Source organism: Streptomyces sp. NPDC058758 (assembly GCF_042746075.1).
GTDB lineage: Bacteria > Actinomycetota > Actinomycetes > Streptomycetales > Streptomycetaceae > Streptomyces.
The window spans coordinates 499,080-518,520 of record NZ_JBHYPS010000001.1; the positions used below are offsets into that span (position 1 = coordinate 499,080).

18 protein-coding genes are annotated in these 19,441 nt (G+C 75.4%); 11 read left to right on the forward strand and 7 right to left on the reverse strand.

The features are described 5' to 3' along the window. Nucleotides 1–46 precede the first annotated feature (46 nt). The 3 genes from panB (at nt 47) to ACFW6A_RS02225 (ending at nt 2,863) form a co-directional block, all read left to right on the forward strand. Nucleotides 47–910 (forward strand): 3-methyl-2-oxobutanoate hydroxymethyltransferase, encoded by an 864-nt coding sequence (panB, locus tag ACFW6A_RS02215; RefSeq protein WP_351848081.1) that lies wholly within the window; start codon nt 47–49, stop codon nt 908–910. Between the two features lie 100 nt (nt 911–1,010). Then, on the forward strand, nt 1,011–2,012 hold the full coding sequence (locus ACFW6A_RS02220) for an ATP-binding cassette domain-containing protein (protein ID WP_351848079.1): 1,002 nt from the start codon (nt 1,011–1,013) through the stop codon (nt 2,010–2,012). Further along, entirely contained in the window at nt 2,009–2,863 is an 855-nt protein-coding gene (locus tag ACFW6A_RS02225; protein WP_351848077.1) for an ABC transporter permease, read from the forward strand. Before ACFW6A_RS02220 ends, ACFW6A_RS02225 begins: the two co-directional genes overlap by 4 nt. A 22-nt stretch (nt 2,864–2,885) precedes the next feature. Here the strand turns inward: ACFW6A_RS02225 and ACFW6A_RS02230 are convergent, their stop codons facing one another. Then, nucleotides 2,886–6,215 carry a BTAD domain-containing putative transcriptional regulator gene (locus ACFW6A_RS02230; protein WP_386638214.1) on the reverse strand — a complete coding sequence of 1,110 codons (3,330 nt, stop codon included), beginning with the start codon at nt 6,213–6,215 and terminating at the stop codon, nt 2,886–2,888. Between the two features lie 146 nt (nt 6,216–6,361). Between ACFW6A_RS02230 and ACFW6A_RS02235 the strand changes: the two genes are divergently transcribed. Then, entirely contained in the window at nt 6,362–7,156 is a 795-nt protein-coding gene (locus ACFW6A_RS02235) for a site-2 protease family protein (RefSeq protein ID WP_386638217.1), read from the forward strand. Here ACFW6A_RS02235 and ACFW6A_RS02240 read toward each other — a convergent pair. Continuing rightward, nucleotides 7,153–7,332 carry a hypothetical protein gene (locus ACFW6A_RS02240; RefSeq protein ID WP_386638220.1) on the reverse strand — a complete coding sequence of 60 codons (180 nt, stop codon included), beginning with the start codon at nt 7,330–7,332 and terminating at the stop codon, nt 7,153–7,155. The two genes, ACFW6A_RS02235 and ACFW6A_RS02240, sit on opposite strands and share 4 nt — an antisense overlap. Nucleotides 7,333–7,433: 101 nt before the next feature. Then, nucleotides 7,434–8,162 (reverse strand): NADPH-dependent F420 reductase, encoded by a 729-nt coding sequence (gene npdG, locus ACFW6A_RS02245; RefSeq protein ID WP_351852032.1) that lies wholly within the window; start codon nt 8,160–8,162, stop codon nt 7,434–7,436. Between the two features lie 93 nt (nt 8,163–8,255). Here npdG and ACFW6A_RS02250 point away from each other — a divergent pair, with 93 nt between their 5' ends. Together ACFW6A_RS02250 and ACFW6A_RS02255 are read left to right on the forward strand one after the other, a co-directional pair. Next, nucleotides 8,256–8,855 (forward strand): hypothetical protein, encoded by a 600-nt coding sequence (locus ACFW6A_RS02250; protein ID WP_351852034.1) that lies wholly within the window; start codon nt 8,256–8,258, stop codon nt 8,853–8,855. A 209-nt stretch (nt 8,856–9,064) separates the two neighbouring features. Further along, entirely contained in the window at nt 9,065–10,372 is a 1,308-nt protein-coding gene (locus ACFW6A_RS02255) for an MFS transporter (protein ID WP_386638223.1), read from the forward strand. Between the two features lie 22 nt (nt 10,373–10,394). Here the strand turns inward: ACFW6A_RS02255 and ACFW6A_RS02260 are convergent, their stop codons facing one another. Then, entirely contained in the window at nt 10,395–10,625 is a 231-nt protein-coding gene (locus ACFW6A_RS02260; protein ID WP_351852039.1) for a hypothetical protein, read from the reverse strand. 61 nt (nt 10,626–10,686) lie between these two features. On the opposite strand from ACFW6A_RS02260, the gene map reads away from it, so the two are divergent. Together map and ACFW6A_RS02270 are read left to right on the forward strand one after the other, a co-directional pair. Next, on the forward strand, nt 10,687–11,544 hold the full coding sequence (gene map, locus ACFW6A_RS02265; protein WP_351852042.1) for a type I methionyl aminopeptidase: 858 nt from the start codon (nt 10,687–10,689) through the stop codon (nt 11,542–11,544). 115 nt (nt 11,545–11,659) lie between these two features. Further along, nucleotides 11,660–12,310, forward strand: a complete 651-nt coding sequence (locus ACFW6A_RS02270) for a heme oxygenase (biliverdin-producing) (protein WP_386486066.1) — start codon at nt 11,660–11,662, stop codon at nt 12,308–12,310. Between the two features lie 9 nt (nt 12,311–12,319). On the opposite strand, the gene ACFW6A_RS02275 is transcribed toward ACFW6A_RS02270, so the two are convergent. The 3 genes from ACFW6A_RS02275 to ACFW6A_RS02285 all read right to left on the reverse strand — a co-directional run bounded on the left by ACFW6A_RS02275 (nt 12,320) and on the right by ACFW6A_RS02285 (nt 16,244). Then, nucleotides 12,320–12,997, reverse strand: a complete 678-nt coding sequence (locus ACFW6A_RS02275; protein ID WP_351852047.1) for a PhzF family phenazine biosynthesis protein — start codon at nt 12,995–12,997, stop codon at nt 12,320–12,322. An 88-nt stretch (nt 12,998–13,085) separates the two neighbouring features. After that, nucleotides 13,086–14,720 carry an HtaA domain-containing protein gene (locus tag ACFW6A_RS02280; protein ID WP_351852049.1) on the reverse strand — a complete coding sequence of 545 codons (1,635 nt, stop codon included), beginning with the start codon at nt 14,718–14,720 and terminating at the stop codon, nt 13,086–13,088. A 105-nt stretch (nt 14,721–14,825) separates the two neighbouring features. Then, complete coding sequence (locus ACFW6A_RS02285; RefSeq protein ID WP_386638228.1) at nt 14,826–16,244, reverse strand: HtaA domain-containing protein; 1,419 nt, start codon at nt 16,242–16,244, stop codon at nt 14,826–14,828. 136 nt (nt 16,245–16,380) lie between these two features. Between ACFW6A_RS02285 and ACFW6A_RS02290 the strand changes: the two genes are divergently transcribed. The 3 genes from ACFW6A_RS02290 to ACFW6A_RS02300 are packed head-to-tail and all read left to right on the forward strand — an operon-like array spanning nt 16,381 to nt 19,339. Beyond that, the gene (locus ACFW6A_RS02290) at nt 16,381–17,394 is read left to right on the forward strand and encodes a hemin ABC transporter substrate-binding protein (RefSeq protein ID WP_386638231.1); all 1,014 of its coding nucleotides are present in this window, start codon (nt 16,381–16,383) and stop codon (nt 17,392–17,394) included. Next, nucleotides 17,391–18,479, forward strand: a complete 1,089-nt coding sequence (locus ACFW6A_RS02295; RefSeq protein ID WP_351852056.1) for an iron ABC transporter permease — start codon at nt 17,391–17,393, stop codon at nt 18,477–18,479. The genes ACFW6A_RS02290 and ACFW6A_RS02295 overlap by 4 nt, the downstream gene beginning before the upstream one ends. Continuing rightward, complete coding sequence (locus tag ACFW6A_RS02300; protein WP_386485540.1) at nt 18,476–19,339, forward strand: heme ABC transporter ATP-binding protein; 864 nt, start codon at nt 18,476–18,478, stop codon at nt 19,337–19,339. Before ACFW6A_RS02295 ends, ACFW6A_RS02300 begins: the two co-directional genes overlap by 4 nt. Nucleotides 19,340–19,441 lie beyond the last annotated feature (102 nt).

Sequence of the window (19,441 nt, forward strand, 5' to 3'; positions counted from 1 at the left end):
GGGACGCCGTCAGGGCGCCTCGAGATGACACAAGGAGCCGTTCACCATGACGCTTCAGGCTGCCTCGAAACAGCCCGCCGACAGCACGAAGACGCTGTACGGGGGCAAGGGCACGCGCCGTCTCACCGTCCACGACATCGCCGCCGCCAAGACCCGCGGCGAGAAGTGGCCCATGCTCACCGCCTACGACGCCATGACCGCCTCCGTCTTCGACGAGGCCGGGATCCCGGTGATCCTCGTCGGCGACTCCATGGGCAACTGCCACCTCGGCTACGACACCACCGTGCCCGTCACGATGGACGAGATGGCCCTCCTCTCCGCCGCCGTCGTCCGGGGCACCCGGCGCGCCCTCGTCGTCGGCGACCTCCCCTTCGGCTCGTACCAGGAAGGGCCCGTCCAGGCCCTGCGCAGCGCGACCCGGCTGGTCAAGGACGCGGGCGTCCAGGCGGTCAAGCTGGAGGGCGGCGAGCGCTCGCTGCCGCAGACCGAGATGCTGGTCCAGGCCGGCATCCCCGTCATGTCCCACCTGGGCCTCACCCCGCAGTCCGTCAACACCATGGGCTACCGGGTGCAGGGCCGCTCCGACGAGGCCGCGCACAAGCTGCTGCGCGACGCCAAGGCCGCCCAGGACGCGGGCGCCTTCTCGCTCGTCCTGGAGCTGGTCCCGGCCGAGCTGGCCGCCGAGGTCACCCGCTCGCTGCACATCCCGGTCATCGGCATCGGCGCGGGCCCCGACACCGACGCCCAGGTCCTCGTCTGGACCGACATGGCCGGCCTGACCGGCGGCAAGGTGCCGCGCTTCAGCAAGCAGTACGCCAACCTCCGCGAGACGCTCGGCGACGCCGCCCGTGCCTTCGCCGAGGACGTGGCCGGCGGGGCCTTCCCCGCCGAGGAGCACACCTTCCACTAGCCGGTCCCGCACGTCACCGACAGCCCGCCGACAGCCCGTCGGCGGGCTGTCGGCGCCCTGTAGGCCGTTTGTCGGAAGCCTGTCGGCGGCGCCGTGTTCCATGGGGGACATGACGCGATCACAGACCAACGCCGTCGAGGTCCGGGGCCTCGTGAAGCACTTCGGCGACACCAGGGCCCTCGACGGGGTCGACCTGGACGTCCGCGAGGGCACCGTCCTCGGCGTCCTCGGGCCCAACGGCGCCGGGAAGACCACCCTCGTCCGCTGCCTCTCCACCCTCCTCGTCCCGGACGCCGGGACCGCCACCGTCGCCGGCTACGACGTGGTGCGCCAGCCCCGCCAGCTGCGCCGCACCATCGGGCTCACCGGCCAGTACGCCTCGGTCGACGAGAAGCTCTCGGGCTTCGAGAACCTGTACATGATCGGGCGGCTGCTCGACCTGTCCCGCGCGGACGCCCGGCGCCGCGCCGACGAGATGCTGGAGCGGTTCTCCCTCACCGAGGCCGCCAGGCGCCCGGCGATGAACTACTCCGGCGGCATGCGGCGGCGGCTCGACCTCGCCGCCTCGATGATCGGGCAGCCGGCCGTGCTCTACCTGGACGAGCCGACCACCGGCCTCGACCCCCGCACCCGCAACGAGGTGTGGGACGAGGTGAAGCGGATGGTCTCCGAGGGCGTCACCGTCCTCCTCACCACCCAGTACATGGAGGAGGCGGAGCAGCTGGCGAGCGAGCTGACCGTCATCGACCGGGGCAAGGTCATCGCCCGGGGCGAGGTGGACGAGCTCAAGGCGAAGGTCGGCGGACGCACCCTGAAGGTCCGTCCGGTCGACCCGGAGCAGCTGCCCGCGATGGCCGCCGCGCTCCGCGAGACCGGTCTCGACGGCGTCGCCGGCGCGACCGTGGTGCCCGACGAGGGCGCGCTGTACGTCCCGATCCTCACCGACCAGCAGCTGACGGCCGTCGTCTCGCTGCTCGGCGCGCGCGGTTTCGGCATCGCCCACATCGGCACCCACCTGCCCAGCCTGGACGAGGTGTTCCTGGCCATCACCGGCCAGAGGACCGCCGACTCCGACGAGACCCACGAGGAGGTCGCCGCGTGAGCACGACCACGGTCACCAAGTCCCCCGTCGGCGCCCCGGCCCCGGCCCCGGCGCGGCCGGCGGCGGACGCCGACACCCGCATCGGCCTGCGGGCCAACCTGCGCCACATCGGCGCCCTGGCCCGGCGCAACGCCCTCCAGATCAAGCAGGACCCGGAGTCGATGTTCGACGCCGTGTTCATGCCGATCATCTTCATCCTGCTCTTCGTGTACGTCTTCGGCGGCGCCATCTCCGGCAAGGGCAACAACGACGTCTACGTGAACTACGTGACGCCCGGCCTGATGGCGATGATGGGCATGAACATCGCCATGGGCGTCGGCGTGGGCATCAACGACGACTTCAAGAAGGGGGTGATGGACCGCTTCCGGACGATGCCGATCGCCCGCTCCTCGGTCCTCATCGCCAAGATCGTCGTCGAGCTCGGCCGGATGATGATCGCCACCGCGATCCTCCTCGGCATGGGCTTCCTGCTGGGCCTGACGATCCACACCTCGGTGCTCCACCTGCTGGCCGCCATCGGCCTGTCGGCGGTCTTCGGCGCCTCCCTGATGTGGATCTTCATCCTGCTCGGCCTGAGCCTGAAGTCCGCGCAGGCGGTCCAGGGCATGGCGATGCTGGTCCTGATGCCGCTCCAGTTCGGCTCCTCGATCTTCGCCCCGACGACGACGATGCCCGGCTGGCTGGAGACCTTCACGGACTACAACCCGCTGTCGAACCTCGCCGACGCCGCGCGGAACCTGATCAACGGCGGCCCGGTCGCCCACTCGGTGGGGATGACGCTGGGCTGGGCGCTGGCCATCACGATCGTGACGGCGCCGCTGGCGGTCTCGAAGTTCCGCAAGAAGACCTGAGCGGCGCCCCCGTGACGGGGGCTCAGGACTCGGCGCGTCCGGTGATCGCGTCGGCGGCGCGACCGAGCAGGGCGGCGGCCTCCTCAGCGGAGAGGCCGCCGCCCTCGGCGTGCGCCGCCTCGAAGGCGGCGTCGCCGAGCGCCGCGCGGGCCAGCTCCGTGGCCCGCGCCAGGTTCTCCCGCTCCATCGCCGGCTCCAGGTGCCCCTCCGGCACGAGGGCGTCCCGCGCGCCGAGGAGCACGGCCGCCGTCCGCGCGGACTCGCCCCCGAGCCCGGCGAGCGCCCAGGCCGCCACCACCAGGTGGATCCCGGGCATCTGCGGCATCACCATCATCGACAGCGGGCCGAGGGAGCGCCCGTACGCCTCGGCGGCGCGCCCCAGCGCCGAGGCGTACTCCTTCTCCGTGACGTCGAGCCAGGCCAGGACGCCGAGCGTGAACCCCTCGAAGACGGAGAGGGTCTCGCTGCCGAACTCCTCCAGGAGGGTCGCGAGGTGCTCCCGGGCCTCCGCCGTCCGGCCCGTCCGCCCCAGCGCCACGGCGAGGAAGAGCCGTGCGCCGAGCTGCGCTTCGTGCCCGGTGGAGTGGTCGCCGATGATCTCCCGCAGGACCGCCTCCCCCTCCTCGATCCGGCCGGACTCGACGAGGGTGTCGGCGTACCGGGCGCGCAGCAGGGCCCGCTGCGAGGGCGCCCCGATCTTCTGCGCGTAGTCGATGGCGGCGGAGAAGTCCCGGGCGGCCAGGTCGTAGGCGAGCTGCCGCTCGTGGGCCTCGGCGCGGGCGGAGAGCGCCTCGGCGGCCCCCCAGGCGTCCCCGAGCCGCTCGAAGAGGTCCAGGCTCTCGTCGGCGTCCGCGATGGCCCGCTCGGCCCACTGCCCCCGGTTGGCCCGCATGTTGGCGCGCAGGTGCAGGATGTGGGCGAGTTCCCACGTGTAGCCGTTGGCGCGGCAGGCGTCCACGGTGACGTCGAGCAGTTCGTACAGCCGCTCGGGCTCCCCCATGATGAGGACCGCGAAGACGGCGAAGGAGCCCGGGAGCCGGCAGGTCTGGGGCAGTCCCGGCCGGTAGACGGCGGTGATCTCGCGGAGCCGGTCCTGGCCCTCGGGGCTCATCCAGCGGGCGGTCTCGTGGTCCATGTTGATCAGCTCGACCAGCCGCACCCCGCGCCGGGCCTCCCAGCGCTGCTCCTCGGAGAGCGGCGGCGGTGCGGCCGTGCAGGGCTCGGCGAGCGGGACGAGGGGCGCGGCGGGCGGGGCGAAGGGGTCGGGGCCGAGGGCGGCCACGGCGCGGACGGCGTGCAGCGCGTCGGAGCGGTGGTCGCGCAGCTGCCAGTACCAGAGCAGGGCGTGGACGAGGACGAGGGCCTCGTCCTCCTCGCGGGCGTCGACGGCCCGGCCGAGCGCGGTCCTGAGGTTGCCGTACTCGGCGTCGAGCCGGGCCATCGCGGCGATCTGTCCCGCTCCGCGCAGCTCCGGGTCGGTGCGGCGGGCGAGTTCGCGGTAGTACGTGAGGTGGGCCCGCTCGACCGCCGCCCACTCCCCCGCCTCGTCCAGCCGCTCCCCCGCGTACTCGGCCACCGTCTCCAACAGCCGGAACCGCATCCCGCGCTCCCCCGGCGCCGCCACCACCAGCGACTTGTCCACCAGCGCACCCAGCACGTCCAGCACCTCCGCGCCCTCCGGCCCGGCACACACCGCCTCCGCCGCCTCCAGATCACACCCGCCCGCGAACACCGCCAACCGCCGCAGCACCGCCCGCTCCGGCCCCTCCAGCAGGTCCCACGACCAGTCCACCACCGCCCGCAACGTCTGCTGCCGCGGCAGCACCGTCCGCGCCCCCGACGTCAGCAACCGGAACCGGTCGTCCAGCCGCTCCGCGATCTGCCGCACCGACAACACCCGCAACCGCGCCGCCGCCAGCTCGATCGCCAGCGGCAGCCCGTCCAGCCGCCGCACGACCTCCCGCCCCGCCGCCACGTCCCGCTCCACGTCGAAACCCGGCCGCGCCGCCGCACCCCGCTCACCGAGCAACCGCAGCGCCGTCGCCTCCGGCAGCGGACCCAGCGGCCGCAGCCGCTCCCCCGGCACCCCCAGCGGCTCCCGGCTCGTCGCCAGCACCCGCACCCCCGGACACCGGGCCAGCACCGCCTCCGCAAGCCGGGCCGCCGCCCCCACCACGTGCTCGCAGTTGTCCAGGAGCAGCAGCATCCGCCGCCCCGCACAGTGCTCCACCAGACGCGACAGCGGATCGCCGGCGGTGCGCAGTTCCTCGGCGCCGGCGCCTCGCAGCACGGTCTCGCGGGCGCCGAGGGCGGCGAGGACGGCCTCGGGGACGGCCTCCGGGTCGCGGACGGGGGCGAGTTCGGCGACCCAGACGCCGTCGGGCCAGGCCTCGGCGGCCCGTTCGGCCGCCTCCTGGGAGAGCCGGGTCTTGCCGGCGCCGCCGGGCCCGAGCAGGGTCACCAGCCGGGCGCCGGCCAGGTCCTGGCGCAGGGCGGCGATCTCCTCGTCGCGCCCGACGAAGGAGGTGAGCCGGGCCCGCAGGTTCCCGGCGGCGGGAGCGGCGGGGGCGGTGGGGGTACGCGCGGGGGCGGTGCGTTCGGGGGCGGGGGCGGTACGGGCGGGGGCCCGCGCCGACAGCAGCTCCTCGTGGAGGGCGCGCAGCTCGGGCCCGGGGTCGGCACCGAGCCGGTCGGCCAGGACCCGGCGCACCTCCTCGTACCCCGCCAGCGCCTCCGCCGCCCGCCCCGCCTCCCGCAGCGCACGCAACCGCAGCACCTGCACGGACTCGTCGAGCGGCCGGTCCGCGCAGAGCGCGGTCAGCTCGGGCAGGACCTCGGCGGCCCGGCCGAGGGCGAGACCGGCGGCGAGCCGGGCACGGCGGGCGTCCAGGCGGCGGGCCTCCCAGCGGGCGGCCTCGGCGTGCCGGTCGGGCAGGTCGGCGAGGGCAGGCCCCGACCAGAGCCCCAGCGCCTCGTCGAGGAGCGCCACCGCACGACCCGCCTCCCCCGCCGCCAGCGCGGCCGACCCCTCGGCGGCGAGCCGCTCGAAACGGAACAGGTCCACGTCCTCACGGGCCGCGCCGAGGCGGTAGCCGCCGCCCTCGGCGGAGTGGACCCGGTCCCGCCCGAGCGCCTTCCGGAGCCGTCCGACCAGGGCCTGGAGCGCGGCGACGGCGTCGGCGGGCGGCTCGTCGCCGTGCCAGACCTCGTCGACGAGCGCGGCCACGGGCACCGCGCGGCCGGGCCGGAGGGCGAGGGCGGTGAGCAGGGCGCGGACGCGGGGACCGCCGACGGGCAGCTCGCTGCCGTCGGCGGTCAGCACTCGGGTCGGTCCCAGGAGGCAGTAACGCACTCCCCCATTCTCCGTGGGGGCCCGCCGTCCGCCGCGCGCCGGGGGAACCCGGGGGCGCGGCGGTACGTTCTCCCGCACACGGTCCGCACCGTGTCCGCCCGCCCCGCTTCGTCCCGCCCCGTCCCCCCTCGCCCCGGGAGCCCGTGATGAGTTCGGCCGCAGTCCGCCGCCAGGAGCGCCGGATCAGTCCCGTCTTCCTGGCGGTGCTCGCCGTCACGGCGGTCACCGGGTGGGCGGTGTGGACGGACTTCGCCGCGCTGCCGGGGGTGGCGGTCTTCCTCTTCGTCACCTCGGCGTGGATCGTCTCGCTCTGTCTGCACGAGTACGCGCACGCCCGCACGGCCCTGCACGGCGGGGACGTCACGGTGGGCGCCAAGGGCTATCTGACCCTGAACCCGTTCGCGTACACCCACGCCGTCCTGAGCGTGGTCCTGCCGGTGCTCTTCGTGATCATGGGCGGGATCGGCCTGCCGGGCGGGGCCGTCTTCATCGAGCGGGGCCGGATCAGGGGCCGGTGGAGGCACAGCCTGGTCTCGGCGGCGGGCCCGCTGGCGAACGCGCTGTTCGCGGTGGTGTGCACGGCCCCGTTCTGGCTGGGCGCGCTCGACGGGGTGCCGCCGGCGTTCCGGTACGCGCTGGCCTTCCTGGCGTTCCTCCAGGTGACGGCCGCGCTGCTGAACCTGCTGCCGGTGCCGGGGCTCGACGGCTACGGCATCGTGGAGCCCTGGCTGTCGTACCGGGTGAAGCGGCGGATCGAGCCGTACGCGCCGTACGGCTTCTTCGCCGTGATCGCGCTGCTCTTCGTGCCGGCCGTGAACGGCGCCTTCTTCGACGCGGTCGACGCCCTGCTGCGGTCGCTCGGGGTCGGAGACGCGGCCCGCTCCTGCGGCTCCGCGCTCTTCCGCTTCTGGGAGGGGACGCCGGAATACTGCCCGCTCTAGGCCGTCTCGGCCCGCTCGGCCCTGGCGCGGCGGACGTAGTACCAGGCCATGTTGGAGGAGAGGCCCGCGAGGAGCACCCAGACGACGCCGATGAAGCTGCCGTTGACGAAGGAGATCACGGCCGCGGCGACGGCCAGGGCGCAGACCACGAGGGCGTAGAGGGCGAGACGGGGCATGGGGGTCGGCTCCTGTCGGGTACGGCTGACGGTGCCCGACCAGTGTCCCCCATGCCCCGAAGCGTCCGTTCTCCGGCTCCGCCCCGGCGCGGGAGGGCCGGTCAGACGTCGGTGACGCGCAGGCCCGCGTGGGCCTTGTAGCGGCGGTTCACCGAGATCAGGTTGGCGACCAGGGACTCGACCTGGTGGGCGTTGCGCAGCCGGCCGGCGAAGACGCCGCGCATGCCGGGGATGCGGCCGGCCAGCGCCTGCACGATCTCGACGTCGGCGCGCTCCTCGCCGAGGACCATGACGTCGGTGTCGATCTCGGCGATCGAGGTGTCCTTGAGGAGGACGGCGGAGAGGTGGTGGAAGGCGGCGGCGACCCGGGAGTCCGGGAGCAGCGCGGCGGCCTGCTCGGCGGCGGAGCCCTCCTCGGGCTTGAGGGCGTAGGCGCCCTTCTTGTCGAAGCCGAGCGGGTTGACGCAGTCCACGACGAGCTTGCCGGCGAGTTCCGCGCGCAGCGATTCGAGGGTCTTGGCGTGGCCGTCCCAGGGGACGGCCACGATGACGACGTCGCTGCGGCGGGCGCAGTCGGCGTTGTCGGCGCCCTCGACGCCGTGGCCGATCTCGGCGGCGACGGCCTCGGCGCGGTCGGCGGCGCGGGAGCCGATGATCACCTGCTGGCCTGCGGCGGCGAGGCGGTAGGCGAGGCCGCGGCCCTGGTCGCCGGTGCCGCCGAGGACGCCGACGACGAGCCCGGAGACGTCGGGCAGGTCCCAGGGGTCCTTGGGGGCCTTCTTGGGCTCCGGGGCTTCGGGGGCTTCGGGGGCGGGAGTCGAGGAAGTCATGGGGCGACCCTACCGAGCGGTCCGGTCCCCGTTCGGGTGGATCGGGGGACAACCGGCGGCGCGCGGGCGGCTCCTGGGGCAGGATGCGGCGCCATGGATGCCGTACGGGTCGCCTTGCTGCGGGAAGTGCTCGCCGGGACGGAGTGGCCGGCGGCCACCCGCCGCTTCGCCGGGACGCTGCGGGCCTCGGTGGTGCCGCAGCGGGGTGGGCTGCTGCTGGTGGGCACGGAGGCGTACGAGCCCTGGCACCTGGCGGCGCACCTGGTGGACGAGGCGGCCTGGTCGGGGCTGCCGGAGCTGGCGCCGACGCTGGTGCGGCACCGGGCGCGGCCCGGCGACCCGCCGCACCTGGCGGTGGGCCTGGGCCGGCTGGAGGCGGCGGGCCGGGGGGCGACGCTCCTCGTCGTGGCGCCGGAGCGGCCGGAGGAGGGGCTGCTCCAGCGGGTGCACGACGCGCGGCGGGCGGGCGCGACGGTCCTCTCCCTGGACGGCGGCGACCCGGAGGTGCGGGGACTCGCGCACGAGGCGCTGAGCGTCGCGGAGGGGGCGGAGGTGGACCTGGACACGGTCCAGCACCTGGTGGGCGCGGCGGCGGGCGAGAACAGCCTGCCCGCCCCCCGGGGCCGCGGTCTGCGCCACCGCCTCTCCCTCCTGGCCGACCGCCTCACGGCACCGCCCCCGACCCGCTGGTAGCCCGGCGCCCCCGCCCCCCCCTGACACGACCGCCCCGCCCGGCCGCCCGGCCGCCGCACGGAGTCCGGGCGTCCGGGAGGGCGGACGGGGCACGGAGTCCGGCCGGGCGGCCGGGTGGGCGGGGGCGCGGGGTCCGGACGTCCGGCCGAGCGGGCGGGGGCGCGGAATTCGGTTGCCCGGGGGCTGCGGCGGTCGGAGCATGGCTGCTCGTGTCCTCTCCCGCGCCCTCCACGCTCCGCGCCCGGCTCGCCGCCGTGCTCCCCGACACCGCCCCGTGGCGGTCCTCCCGCGACTTCCGCCTGCTGTGGGGCCAGGGGCTCGTCACGTACTTCGCGAGCGCCATGGCGATGGTGGCGCTGCCGCTCCAGATCAAGGAGCTGACGGACTCGCCGCTCGCTGTCGGCGCGATGGGCGCCGTGGAACTGGTGCCGCTGGTGGTGTTCGGGCTGTACGGCGGGGCGCTGGCGGACGCGGTGGACCGGCGGCGGGTGATCGTCGCGACGGAGGCGGGGCTCGGGCTGCTCGCGCTGCTGTTGCTGCTGAACGCGCTGCTCGCCGAGCCGCTGCTGTGGCCGCTGTACGTGGTCGCGGCGGGGGTGTCGGCGCTGGCCGGGCTCCAGCGGCCGGCGCTGGACTCGCTGCTGGCCCGGATCGTGCCGCACGGGCAGCAGACGGCGGCGGCCGCACTGAACTCGCTGCGGTGGCAGCTGGGGGCGATCGCGGGGCCCTCGCTGGCGGGCGTGGTGGTGGCCTACGCGGGCCACGCCCCGGCGTACGCGGTGACGCTGGCCGGGTTCGCGGTGTCGGTCCTGATGTGCCGCAGGCTCTCGCCCGCGCCGCCCGCGCACGACGCGGAGAAGCCGTCGCTGCGGTCGATCGCGGAGGGCGCGCGCTACGCCTGGTCGCGGCCGGTGCTGCTGGGCACGTACGCGATCGACCTGGCGGCGATGGTCTTCGCCTTCCCGAACGCGGTCTTCCCGTTCCTCGCGGACGAGCTGGACGCCCCGTGGTCGCTGGGCCTGATGTACGCGGCCGGTTCGGTCGGCTCCCTGGTGCTGGGGCTGACCAGCGGCTGGACCTCGCGGGTGCGGCGGCACGGGCTGCTGGTGGCGGGCGGCGCGGCGGGCTGGGGGCTGGCGATCGCGGGCGCGGGCTGGTTCGGGAACGTGTGGGCGGTGCTGCTGTGCCTGGTGGTCGCGGGCGCCGGCGACATGCTGAGCGGGCTGGGCCGCTCGACGATCTGGAACCAGACGATCCCGGAGGAGCTGCGGGGCCGGCTCGCGGGCATCGAGGTGCTGTCGTACAGCGTGGGCCCGCAGCTCGGCCAGGTGCGGGCGGGCGTGATGGCGGGCTGGACCGGGACCCGTACCGCCGTGTGGGCGGGCGGGGTGGCCTGCGTGGCCTCGGTGGGCCTGCTGTGCCTGGCGCTGCCGAAGCTGCTGCGGTACGACGCCGCCACCGACGAGGACGCGCTGCGCCGCAAGGCCCAGCAGGAGGCGGCGGCCGGGGCCGGGTGATCCGGCTCCCGGCCGCCCGCCGTCAGGTCCGGTCCTCCTCCGGCCCCGGCCGGTCGTGCCAGCGGGGGTCGGTCTCCCACTCCAGGTTGCGCTCGCGGGCGGTCTCCATGGCGTGGGAGGCCTCCTCACGGGTGGCGTAGGGGCCGAATCGGTTCTTCGCCGGGCATTCGGGCCCTTCCTCGACCTTCTTGTGCTCCAGGCAGTAGTACCACTCGCCCGGCTTTCCGGCCGTGCGCTTCTTGAACAGGGCCATGGTCGTCGGCTCCTTCCCTCGGGACCATGCTGCCCCACGCGCGGTCGTTAGACTCGCTGGCATGTCTGGCCAGTCGCTTCTCGTACCGGGGGAGCTCTCCCCCGCCCGCTCCGTCCCGGGCTCGATCCGCCGCCCCGAGTACGTCGGAAAGCCCGCTCCCACCCCGTACACGGGGCCCGAGGTGCAGGACTCCGACACCATCGAACGGATGCGGGTCGCCGGCCGCATCGCCGCCCGGGCGATGGAGGAGGCCGCCAAGCACATCGCCCCGGGCGTCACCACCGACGAGCTCGACCGGGTCGCCCACGAGTACATGTGCGACCACGGCGCCTACCCGTCGACCCTCGGCTACCGGGGCTTCCCCAAGTCGCTGTGTGCCTCGGTCAACGAGGTCATCTGCCACGGCATCCCGGACTCCACGGTGCTGCGCGACGGCGACATCGTGAACCTGGACGTCACGGCGTACGTCGACGGCGTCCACGGCGACAACAACGCCACCTACCTGTGCGGCGACGTCGACGAGGAGTCGCGGCTGCTCGTGGAGCGGACGCGTGAGTCGCTGAACCGCGCCATCAAGGCCGTGAAGCCGGGCCGGCAGATCAACGTCATCGGCCGGGTCATCGAGTCGTACGCCAAGCGCTTCGGCTACGGGGTGGTGCGGGACTTCACCGGGCACGGCATCAACACGTCCTTCCACTCCGGCCTGATCGTGCCGCACTACGACTCGCCCCACCACACCACCGTCATCCAGCCCGGCATGACCTTCACGATCGAGCCGATGCTGACGCTCGGCACCCACGAGTACGACATGTGGGACGACGGCTGGACCGTGGTGACCAAGGACCGCAAGCGGACCGCGCAGTTCGAGCACACCCTGGTGGTGACCGAGACGGGGGCGGAGATCCTGACGTTGCCGTGAGCCCCGGACGGGGTACAGCCTTTACCGACAGGTCGTCGGGAACCAGTTGACTTAGGTAAGCCTAACTTGGCACCATCGTCACTGGTTCCCGCCCCATCGGTCCCGGAGGCACGCCTTGGACACGCCCTTCTCCACCCTGATCCGCACGGCCTCGCACGAGCAGCACACCGAGGCGGAGACCTCGTCCTTCATGGGCGACCTCCTCGGCGGACGCCTGGGCGTGGACGCCTACGCCCGCTACACGGAGCAGCTCTGGTTCGTGTACCGGGCCCTGGAGGAGGGCGCGGAGGGGCTGCGGGAGGACCCGGTCGCCGGGCCGTTCATACAGCCCGAGCTCTTCCGCACGGCCGCCCTGGAGGCGGACCTGGCCCATCTGCGCGGGCCCGACTGGCGCGCCGGGGTCTCGGCGCTGCCCGCCACGGAGGCGTACGCGGCGCGGGTCGCCGAGTGCGCCCGCAGCTGGCCGGCCGGCTACGTCGCCCACCACTACACCCGCTACCTGGGCGATCTGTCGGGCGGTCAGATCATCCGCGACAAGGCCGAGCGGACGTGGGGCTTCGACCGCAAGGGCGACGGCGTGCGGTTCTACGTCTTCGACGCGATCGGCAACCCGGCGGCCTTCAAGCGGGCCTACCGCGAGCTGCTCGACGGGGTGAACGCGGACGACCTGGAGAAGCAGCGGATCGTCGACGAGTGCAAGCGGGCCTTCGCCTTCAACACGGGCGTCTTCCGCGAGCTGGGCGGCGAGTTCCCGCTCAGCGCGTGAGCGGCCCCCTCACCGGGTGAGGGTGCCCTCCAGGCGGACCCGTCCGCCCAACTCCACGATGCCGTCGGGGCCGGGGGCGGTCAGCAGCTGCGACCCCCGGCCCTGCGTGATGTTCAGGGCCCGGCCGAGCAGGTCGGTGAGGAGCAGGGCGGCCGCGCCGGTGGCCTCGTCCTCGTCGACGCCGTCGCCGCGGCCGGGGAAGGCGCGCGCCCGGATCCGTCCGGCGGCCTCCTCCTCCCACGCCCAGGCGTAGATCCACTCCCCCGGCTCGGGCACCTCCAGGGCCTCCACCTCGGCGGCGGAGCCGTACTGGCGCAGGGTGCGCGGCGGCGCCCACTCGGCGCGCGCCTCGATCCAGGTGAACTCGCCGTCGCCGCGCACCCACACCTCTCCGGCGGGCGGGCGGACCACTTCCAGGTCGAGCAGCCAGGCGGTGCCGACGAGGGGGTGTCCGGCGAAGGGGAGCCGCAGGCCGGGGGTGTAGATGTCGACGATCCCGCGCTCGGGGTCGTCGACGAACACGGTCTCGCTGAAGCCGAGTTCCTTGGCGAGCGCCTGCCGGGACGACTCGTCGGGGCGGGTGCGTCCGTCCCGGACGACGCCGAGGGCGTTGCCGTGGCGGCCGTCGCCCGCGCAGAAGACCCGCAGGACGTCGATCTCGGTGCCGGTCACCCCAGTCGTGTTCATGGCGGAATTGAACCATCCACGGGCAGGCGGCAGGGCCGCACCTCGTTTTCCGGGGTGCGGCCCCGCCGCTTCGGGGGGTGGCGGCCGGTCAGGCTTCGGTGCCGCCGGCGGTGCGGCGGCGGGCGGCGACGACCACGGCCCCGCCCGCGGCGACGACGAGCGCGGCGGCGCCGGCCAGGAGCCCGGTGGGGGCGGCGGAGCCGGTGGCGGCGAGGGCGCCGGAGCCGCCGGTGGTGACGGCGCCGCCGACCGTGCCCGCGCCGCCGGCGGTGCCGCCTCCGACGGTTCCGCCGCCGGTGGTGACGGAACCGGTGGAACCGGTGGTGCCCGTCGGGCCGGTGGTGCCCGTCGGGCCGGTGGTGGCGGTCGGGAGGGTGGCGTCCTCGTCGAGGGCGAGGGAGACGGTCACCGGGTCGAGGGCCTGGCCCGCGTCGTAGTACGAGGCACCGCCGGGGGCGGCGAACAGGGCGGCGCCGTCGGCGGTCAGCTTCGCGGGCAGGGCGGCGAGGGTGACGACGTCCTTCTCGGGGGTCCAGTCGGCCTCCGCGAGGTCGAGCTCGGCGAAGCGCACGCCCTTCCTGGTGCCGGAGGCGGTGGTGACGTCGGCGGTGAGGGTGCCGGCGGTGCCGCTCGCGGTGAGCTTCACGCCGCCGATCCGCCAGTCGATGCCGTGCGCGGCGCAGACGAAGTCGATCCGGCCGGTGAAGGAGGCGGTGAGGGTGCGGGCGTCCGCGTCGAGGGCGGCCTCGTCGGCCCGGAAGGCGTACCCGGAGCCGGACTTCACCGCCCCGGCGGCCGGGGTGACGGTGCCGCCGCAGCGCTCGGCGACGTACACCCGCCAGCGCTCCAGGACGCCCCAGGTGAGCCGGCCGGCGACGACCCCGGCCGGGTCCTCGGCGGTCGCCGTCGGGCTCGGGGCGGTCGCGGTCACAGTCGGGCTCGGGGCGGTGGTGGTCGGGGCCGGCGTGGTGGGAGTGGTAGTGGTCGGGGCCGTCGTCGGCGGGGTCGACGGGGGCGTGGTCGGCGGGGTGGTGGGGGGCGGGGTCGTCGGGGGTGTGGTGGGCGGGGTGGTCGGGGCGGCACCCTGCTTCACGGTGAGGGTGGCGGCGTCGAGGGCGTCGCCCTCCTTGTAGAAGCCGGCGAAGGCGGCGGCGCCGTCCCCGGTGAGCTTCGCGGGGATGTCCTTGAAGACCATCGCGCCGCCGGCGCCACGGCCGGGGCGGACGCCGCTCATGTCGAGCGCGGCGAAGGAGACGTCGTCGCGGGTGGTGAAGGTGCCGTCCTTCTCCTTGGTGACGACGTCGGCGGTGATCTCTCCGGTGGGCGCGGCCGAACCGGCGGTCTTCAGGCGGACGTCGGAGATCCGGATGTCGAGGGCTCCCTCGTGGGCCTCGAAGTGGACGCCGCCCTGGAAGGCGGTGGCGGTGCCGTGGCCGCTCGTGTCGTAGGTGCCGGTGCCGTCGACGAAGGTGAAGACGCCGTTGCCGGCGGCCTGCGTCGCGCCGTCCTCCAGGGTGGTCCGCCCCTTGGCGAAGGGCTGGGCGAGGTAGGAGCGGAAGGACTGCTTGATGCCCCAGTCCAGGGTGCCGTCCACGAGGGGCACCGGCGGCGGGGTGTCGGCGGCGGCCGCGGGGAGCGCGAGGGCGAGGGCGCCGGCGCCCAGGGCGGCGGCCGTGGCGACGGCGGCGGCCAGGGTGACGGGGCGGCGCGTACGGGTGGGCATGTCGGGTGTCTCCTCGGCGGGTAGGGGGGTCGGGGGGTACGGAGGTGTGGCGGGCCACCGCGCGGGCGTCAGGCACGGCCCGTACGGGAGGCAGAGGGGGAAGGGTCAGTCGGTGGGCGGCGTCGCTCCGGTGCGGCGGCGGCGCAGGAGGGCGTACGCGGCGGCGACGGCCAGGACGGCCGCGGCGGTCCCCGCGTAGACGGCGGCGGGGGCGCCGGAGTCCGGCGAGGCGGCGGTCACGGGCGCGGCGGAGGCCGACGGCGTGGCGGTGGGCGCGTCCGTGGGGGCGCTGCCGAGGTCGGGCAGGGCGGGGAGCGCGGCGGCCTCGTCGACGGAGACGGCGAGGGAGACCGGGTCCATCGCGGTGCCCGCCCTGTACATCCCGCCGAAGGCCCGGGCGCCGTCCTCGGTGAGGGTGGCGGGTGCCTCGGTGACCACGGCGAGGCCGTTCTCCGGGGCGAGGGGGCCGGCGGCGAAGGTGACGAGGGGGACGGCCCGTTCGGTCTTCCCGGCGCTGGTGACGTCGGCGGTGAGGGTGCCGGTGCCGCCGGTCACCGTGACGGCGACCCGGGCGAGGGTGAGGTCGAGGTGGGTGCCGGTGAAGCGGACGCTGCCGGCGAAGGAGGCGTCGAGGGTGCCCGCGGCGGGGTCGTAGCGGCCGGTGCCGGAGGGGAAGCGGAAGAGGGCTCCGCCGTCCTGGGCTCCGTCGGCGAGGGTCCACTTCCCCCGGGCCGTGGTGCCGGTGACGTACTCGCGGAAGGTGCGGCGGACGCCCCAGTCGACGGCGGCGGCGCGGAGGGCTCCGGCGGTCTCCTTCGGCTTCGGCTTCGCGCTCGGGGGCGTCGTCGGGGTGGTGCCCGGGGTCGCCGCCGGTGCGGTCGTCGGGGAGGCGGCGGGGGCCGTCGTCCGGACGTCGACCGTGAGGCTGACCGGGTCGAGCGCGGTGCCGGCCGGGTAGTAGCCGGCGAAGGCGGTGGCGCCCTGGGCGGTGAGGGTGGCGGGCACGTTCACGAGCGAGACCGGGCCGGTGGCGCCGCGCATGTCGACGCCGCCGAGGCCGAGGGTGGCGAGCGGGACCCCGGAACGGACGGTCGTCCGGCCGGTGCCCTTGGCCTTGCTCGCCATGTCGGCGTAGAGGGTGCCGGTTCCGCCCTGGATCCGGATCCGGGGGTTGCCGATGGCGAGGTCGAGTGCGTTCGCGCCGTCGGCCCCGCGGTGTCCGGTGAAGTGGACGCCGCCGGAGAAGGCGGCTTCGAAGGCGCCGGTGGCGGGGTCGTACGTGCCCCGCGCGGAGTGGAAGCGGTACCGGGCGCCGACCGTGGCGGCGCCGCCGGTGAGGCTCCAGTTCCCTTGCGCGACGGGCCCGGTGACGTAGCTCTGGAAGGAGGACTTGATGCCCCAGTCCAGCCGTCCGCCCTGCACCGGGCGGCTCTCCGCACGGGCGCCGGCGGCCGGGACGAGGGCGGCGAGGAGGGCCGCGAACAGGGTCACGGCGAGGGCGCGGCAGGGTCTGGACGGCAGCATGGAGCACCCCTCCGAGGGCTAGCAGGTGAGGTAAGGCTAACCTAAGCTACATCCCATCCCGGCCGGCCCCGCTCCTCGGAGCGGACCGGAGGCCGGGCGACGAACTCCCCCCAGCGGAACGACAGGACGGTGCCCGGTGCGCAGAACTCGCCTCGCGGGAGCGCTGACAGCAGTGATCGCCCTCGCCCTCACGGCGACCGGATGCGGTGGCGGGGCCGCCCCCTCGGCCGCCCCCTCGGCCCCCTCGGCGGCACGCACGGCGGCCGCCCCCGACCGGGTCGAACCGCTCCCCTCCCCCGCCTCGCCCCGACTGCCCGTCACCGTCGCCTCCGCCGACGGCCGGAAGGTGACCGTCGGCTCGGCCGAGCGGATCGTGCCGCTCAGCGGCTCGCTCAGCGAGATCGTCTTCACCCTCGGCCTCGGCGACCGGGTGGTGGCCCGGGACGTCACCGCCACCTTCGAACAGGCCGCGGAACTGCCGGTGGTGACCCGCGCCCACGACGTCTCCGCCGAGAGCGTGCTCTCCCTCCGCCCCACCCTCGTCCTCGCCGAGCCGACCACCGGACCGGCCGAGGCGATCGCCCAGATCCGCGACGCGGGCGTCCCGCTCGTCGTCGTCGCGGCCGCCAAGGACCTCGACGACGTCGGCACCCGCATCGACGACGTGGCCGCCGCCCTCGGCGTCCCCGCCGCCGGCACGGCCCTGCGCGAGCGGACCGCCGAACGGCTCGACGCCGTGCGGCGGAAGATCCCCGCCCACGCCGACCGGCCGCGCGTCGCCTTCCTCTACGTGCGCGGCTCGGCCGCCGTCTACCTCCTCGGCGGCGCCGGGTCCGGGGCGAGCTCCCTCCTGGAGGCGGCCGGCGCGGTCGACGCGGGCAAGGAGTCCGGGCTGACCGAGGACTTCACGCCGATCACCAGCGAGGCCCTCGCCGCGGCGGCGCCGGACGCGATCCTCGTGATGACCAAGGGCCTGGAGTCCGTCGGCGGAATCGACGGCCTGGTGCGGGTCCCCGGCGTCGCCGAGACCCCGGCCGGCGCCGCCCGCCGGGTCGTCTCCGTCGACGACGGCGTCCTGCTCACCTACGGTCCGCGCACCGACCGGGTGCTCGCCTCGCTCGTGGACCAGCTCTACGGGGAGACGAGGTGACGGCCGTCCGGGAACGGCCGGCGCTCCCCGCCGCCGAGGCCGGCCCGCCGCCGTCCCGGCGCGGCAGGACCGCGCTGCTCACCGGCGGACTGCTCGCCGCGCTGCTGCTGCTCGCCCTGCTCTCCGCCGGGATCGGCGCGTACCGCATCCCGCTCGGCGACGTGCTCGCCTCCGTCCAGCACCGGACCGGCCTCGGCGGGCACGCCCTCGACCGGACCGCCGAGAGCGTGCTGTGGAACATCCGGCTGCCCCGTGTGGTGCTCGCCCTCCTGGTGGGAGCCTCCCTCGGCTGCGCCGGCGCGCTGATGCAGGGCGTCTTCGGCAACCCGCTCGCCGAGCCCGGCGTCATCGGCGTCTCCTCCGGCGCCGCCGTGGGCGCGGTCGGCGCGATCGTGCTCGGCGCGGGCTTCCTCGGCACGTGGACGGTGACCGTCTTCGCCTTCGCGGGCGGGCTGGTCACGGTGGCGGCGGTGTACGCGATGTCCCGCTCGGGCGGCCGGACGGAGGTCGTCACGCTCATCCTCACCGGCATCGCGGTGAACGCCTTCGCGGGCGCGCTCATCGGGCTCTTCGTCTTCTTCGCGGACAACGCGCAGATCAGCCAGATCACCTTCTGGCAGCTGGGCTCGCTGGCGCAGGCGACCTGGCCCAAGGTGCTCGCGGTGCTGCCGTGCGCGCTGCTCGGCCTGGCCGCCGCCCCGCTCCACGCCCGCCGGCTCGACCTGCTCGCGCTGGGCGAGCGGCCCGCCCGGCACCTGGGCGTGGAGGTGGAACGGCTGCGGATCGCGCTGATCCTGGTGGTGGCGCTGCTGACGGCGGCGGCGGTCGCGGTCTCCGGCATCGTCGGCTTCGTCGGCCTGGTCGTCCCGCACGTGCTGCGGATGGCGCACGGCCCCGGCCACCGCTTCCTGATCCCCGGCAGCGCGCTCGGCGGCGCGGTCGCGCTGACCGCCGGCGACCTGGCGGCCCGCACCGTCGCGGCCCCCGCCGAACTCCCCCTGGGCGTCCTCACCGCCCTCATCGGCAGCCCGTTCTTCTTCTGGCTGCTCCGCAGGACCCGTCGGAAGCAGGGTGGTTGGGCGTGATCGGCCGGTTCGGAAGGCGTACGCGGGAGCTGCCGGCGGCCGTGGAGCGCGGCGGCGTCGTGGCGGCGGCGGACGCGGTGCGGGTGGTGCGGGGGCGGCGGACCGTCCTCGACGGGGCCCGGATCGAGGTGCGCGCCGGGGAGGTGCTGGCCCTGGTGGGGCCGAACGGCGCCGGGAAGTCGACGCTGCTGTCCGTGCTCGCCGGGGACCTGGCGCCCGGGGCGGGGACGGTACGGATCGGGGGCCGGGCGGCCGGCGACTGGAGCGCGCCGGAGCTGGCGCTGCGGCGGGCGGTGCTGCCGCAGAGCGCCGAGCTGTCCTTCCCCTTCCCGGTCGCGGAGGTGGTCCGGATGGGCCGGGCGCCGTGGGCGGGGACCGAGCGGGCGGCCCAGGACGGGGCGGCCGTGGCGGAGGCGATGGCCGCGACCGAGGTGGCGGAGTTCGCCGCGCGGCCCTTCTCCGCGCTCTCCGGCGGGGAGCGGGCCCGGGTGGCGCTGGCCCGGGTGCTGGCCCAGCGGACCGGGCTGCTGCTGCTCGACGAGCCGACGGCCGCGCTCGACCTGCGCCACCAGGAACTGGTGCTGCGGGTCTGCCGGGAGCGGGCGGCGGCGGGGGACGCGGTGGTGGTCGTGCTGCACGACCTGGGGCTGGCGGCGGCGCACGCGGACCGGGTGGGGGTCGTGCACGGGGGCGGGGTGGCCGCCGACGGGCCGCCCGCCGGGGTGTTCGGCGAGGAGCTGCTGAGCCGGGTCTACCGGCAGCCGGTGGAGGTCTTCCCGCACCCGCGGACGGGGGTCCCGCAGGTGGTCCCCCGGCGGGACGCGCCCGCACCCCGAAGCGGGGCAAACCACCCCGCTTGACCGCTCCTTGACCCGGGATTGGGACGGCTATGGCCTGCCCGTGACCGCGCCGTGTCCGTTCCGCCAGACGTGAGAGTCACATCACTGGACGGGCGGGTTTGA

What these genes read in the sequence shown, in the direction of transcription:
- ACFW6A_RS02220 (WP_351848079.1), top strand. Translation starts at nt 1,011, where the DNA reads ATGGGGGACATGACGCGATCACAGACCAACGCCGTCGAGGTCCGGGGC.
- ACFW6A_RS02275 (WP_351852047.1), bottom strand. Translation starts at nt 12,997, where the DNA reads ATGAACACGACTGGGGTGACCGGCACCGAGATCGACGTCCTGCGGGTC.
- npdG (WP_351852032.1), bottom strand. Translation starts at nt 8,162, where the DNA reads ATGACTTCCTCGACTCCCGCCCCCGAAGCCCCCGAAGCCCCGGAGCCC.
- ACFW6A_RS02280 (WP_351852049.1), bottom strand. Translation starts at nt 14,720, where the DNA reads ATGCCCACCCGTACGCGCCGCCCCGTCACCCTGGCCGCCGCCGTCGCC.
- panB (WP_351848081.1), top strand. Translation starts at nt 47, where the DNA reads ATGACGCTTCAGGCTGCCTCGAAACAGCCCGCCGACAGCACGAAGACG.
- ACFW6A_RS02240 (WP_386638220.1), bottom strand. Translation starts at nt 7,332, where the DNA reads ATGCCCCGTCTCGCCCTCTACGCCCTCGTGGTCTGCGCCCTGGCCGTC.
- ACFW6A_RS02285 (WP_386638228.1), bottom strand. Translation starts at nt 16,244, where the DNA reads ATGCTGCCGTCCAGACCCTGCCGCGCCCTCGCCGTGACCCTGTTCGCG.
- ACFW6A_RS02250 (WP_351852034.1), top strand. Translation starts at nt 8,256, where the DNA reads ATGGATGCCGTACGGGTCGCCTTGCTGCGGGAAGTGCTCGCCGGGACG.
- map (WP_351852042.1), top strand. Translation starts at nt 10,687, where the DNA reads ATGTCTGGCCAGTCGCTTCTCGTACCGGGGGAGCTCTCCCCCGCCCGC.
- ACFW6A_RS02235 (WP_386638217.1), top strand. Translation starts at nt 6,362, where the DNA reads ATGAGTTCGGCCGCAGTCCGCCGCCAGGAGCGCCGGATCAGTCCCGTC.
- ACFW6A_RS02260 (WP_351852039.1), bottom strand. Translation starts at nt 10,625, where the DNA reads ATGGCCCTGTTCAAGAAGCGCACGGCCGGAAAGCCGGGCGAGTGGTAC.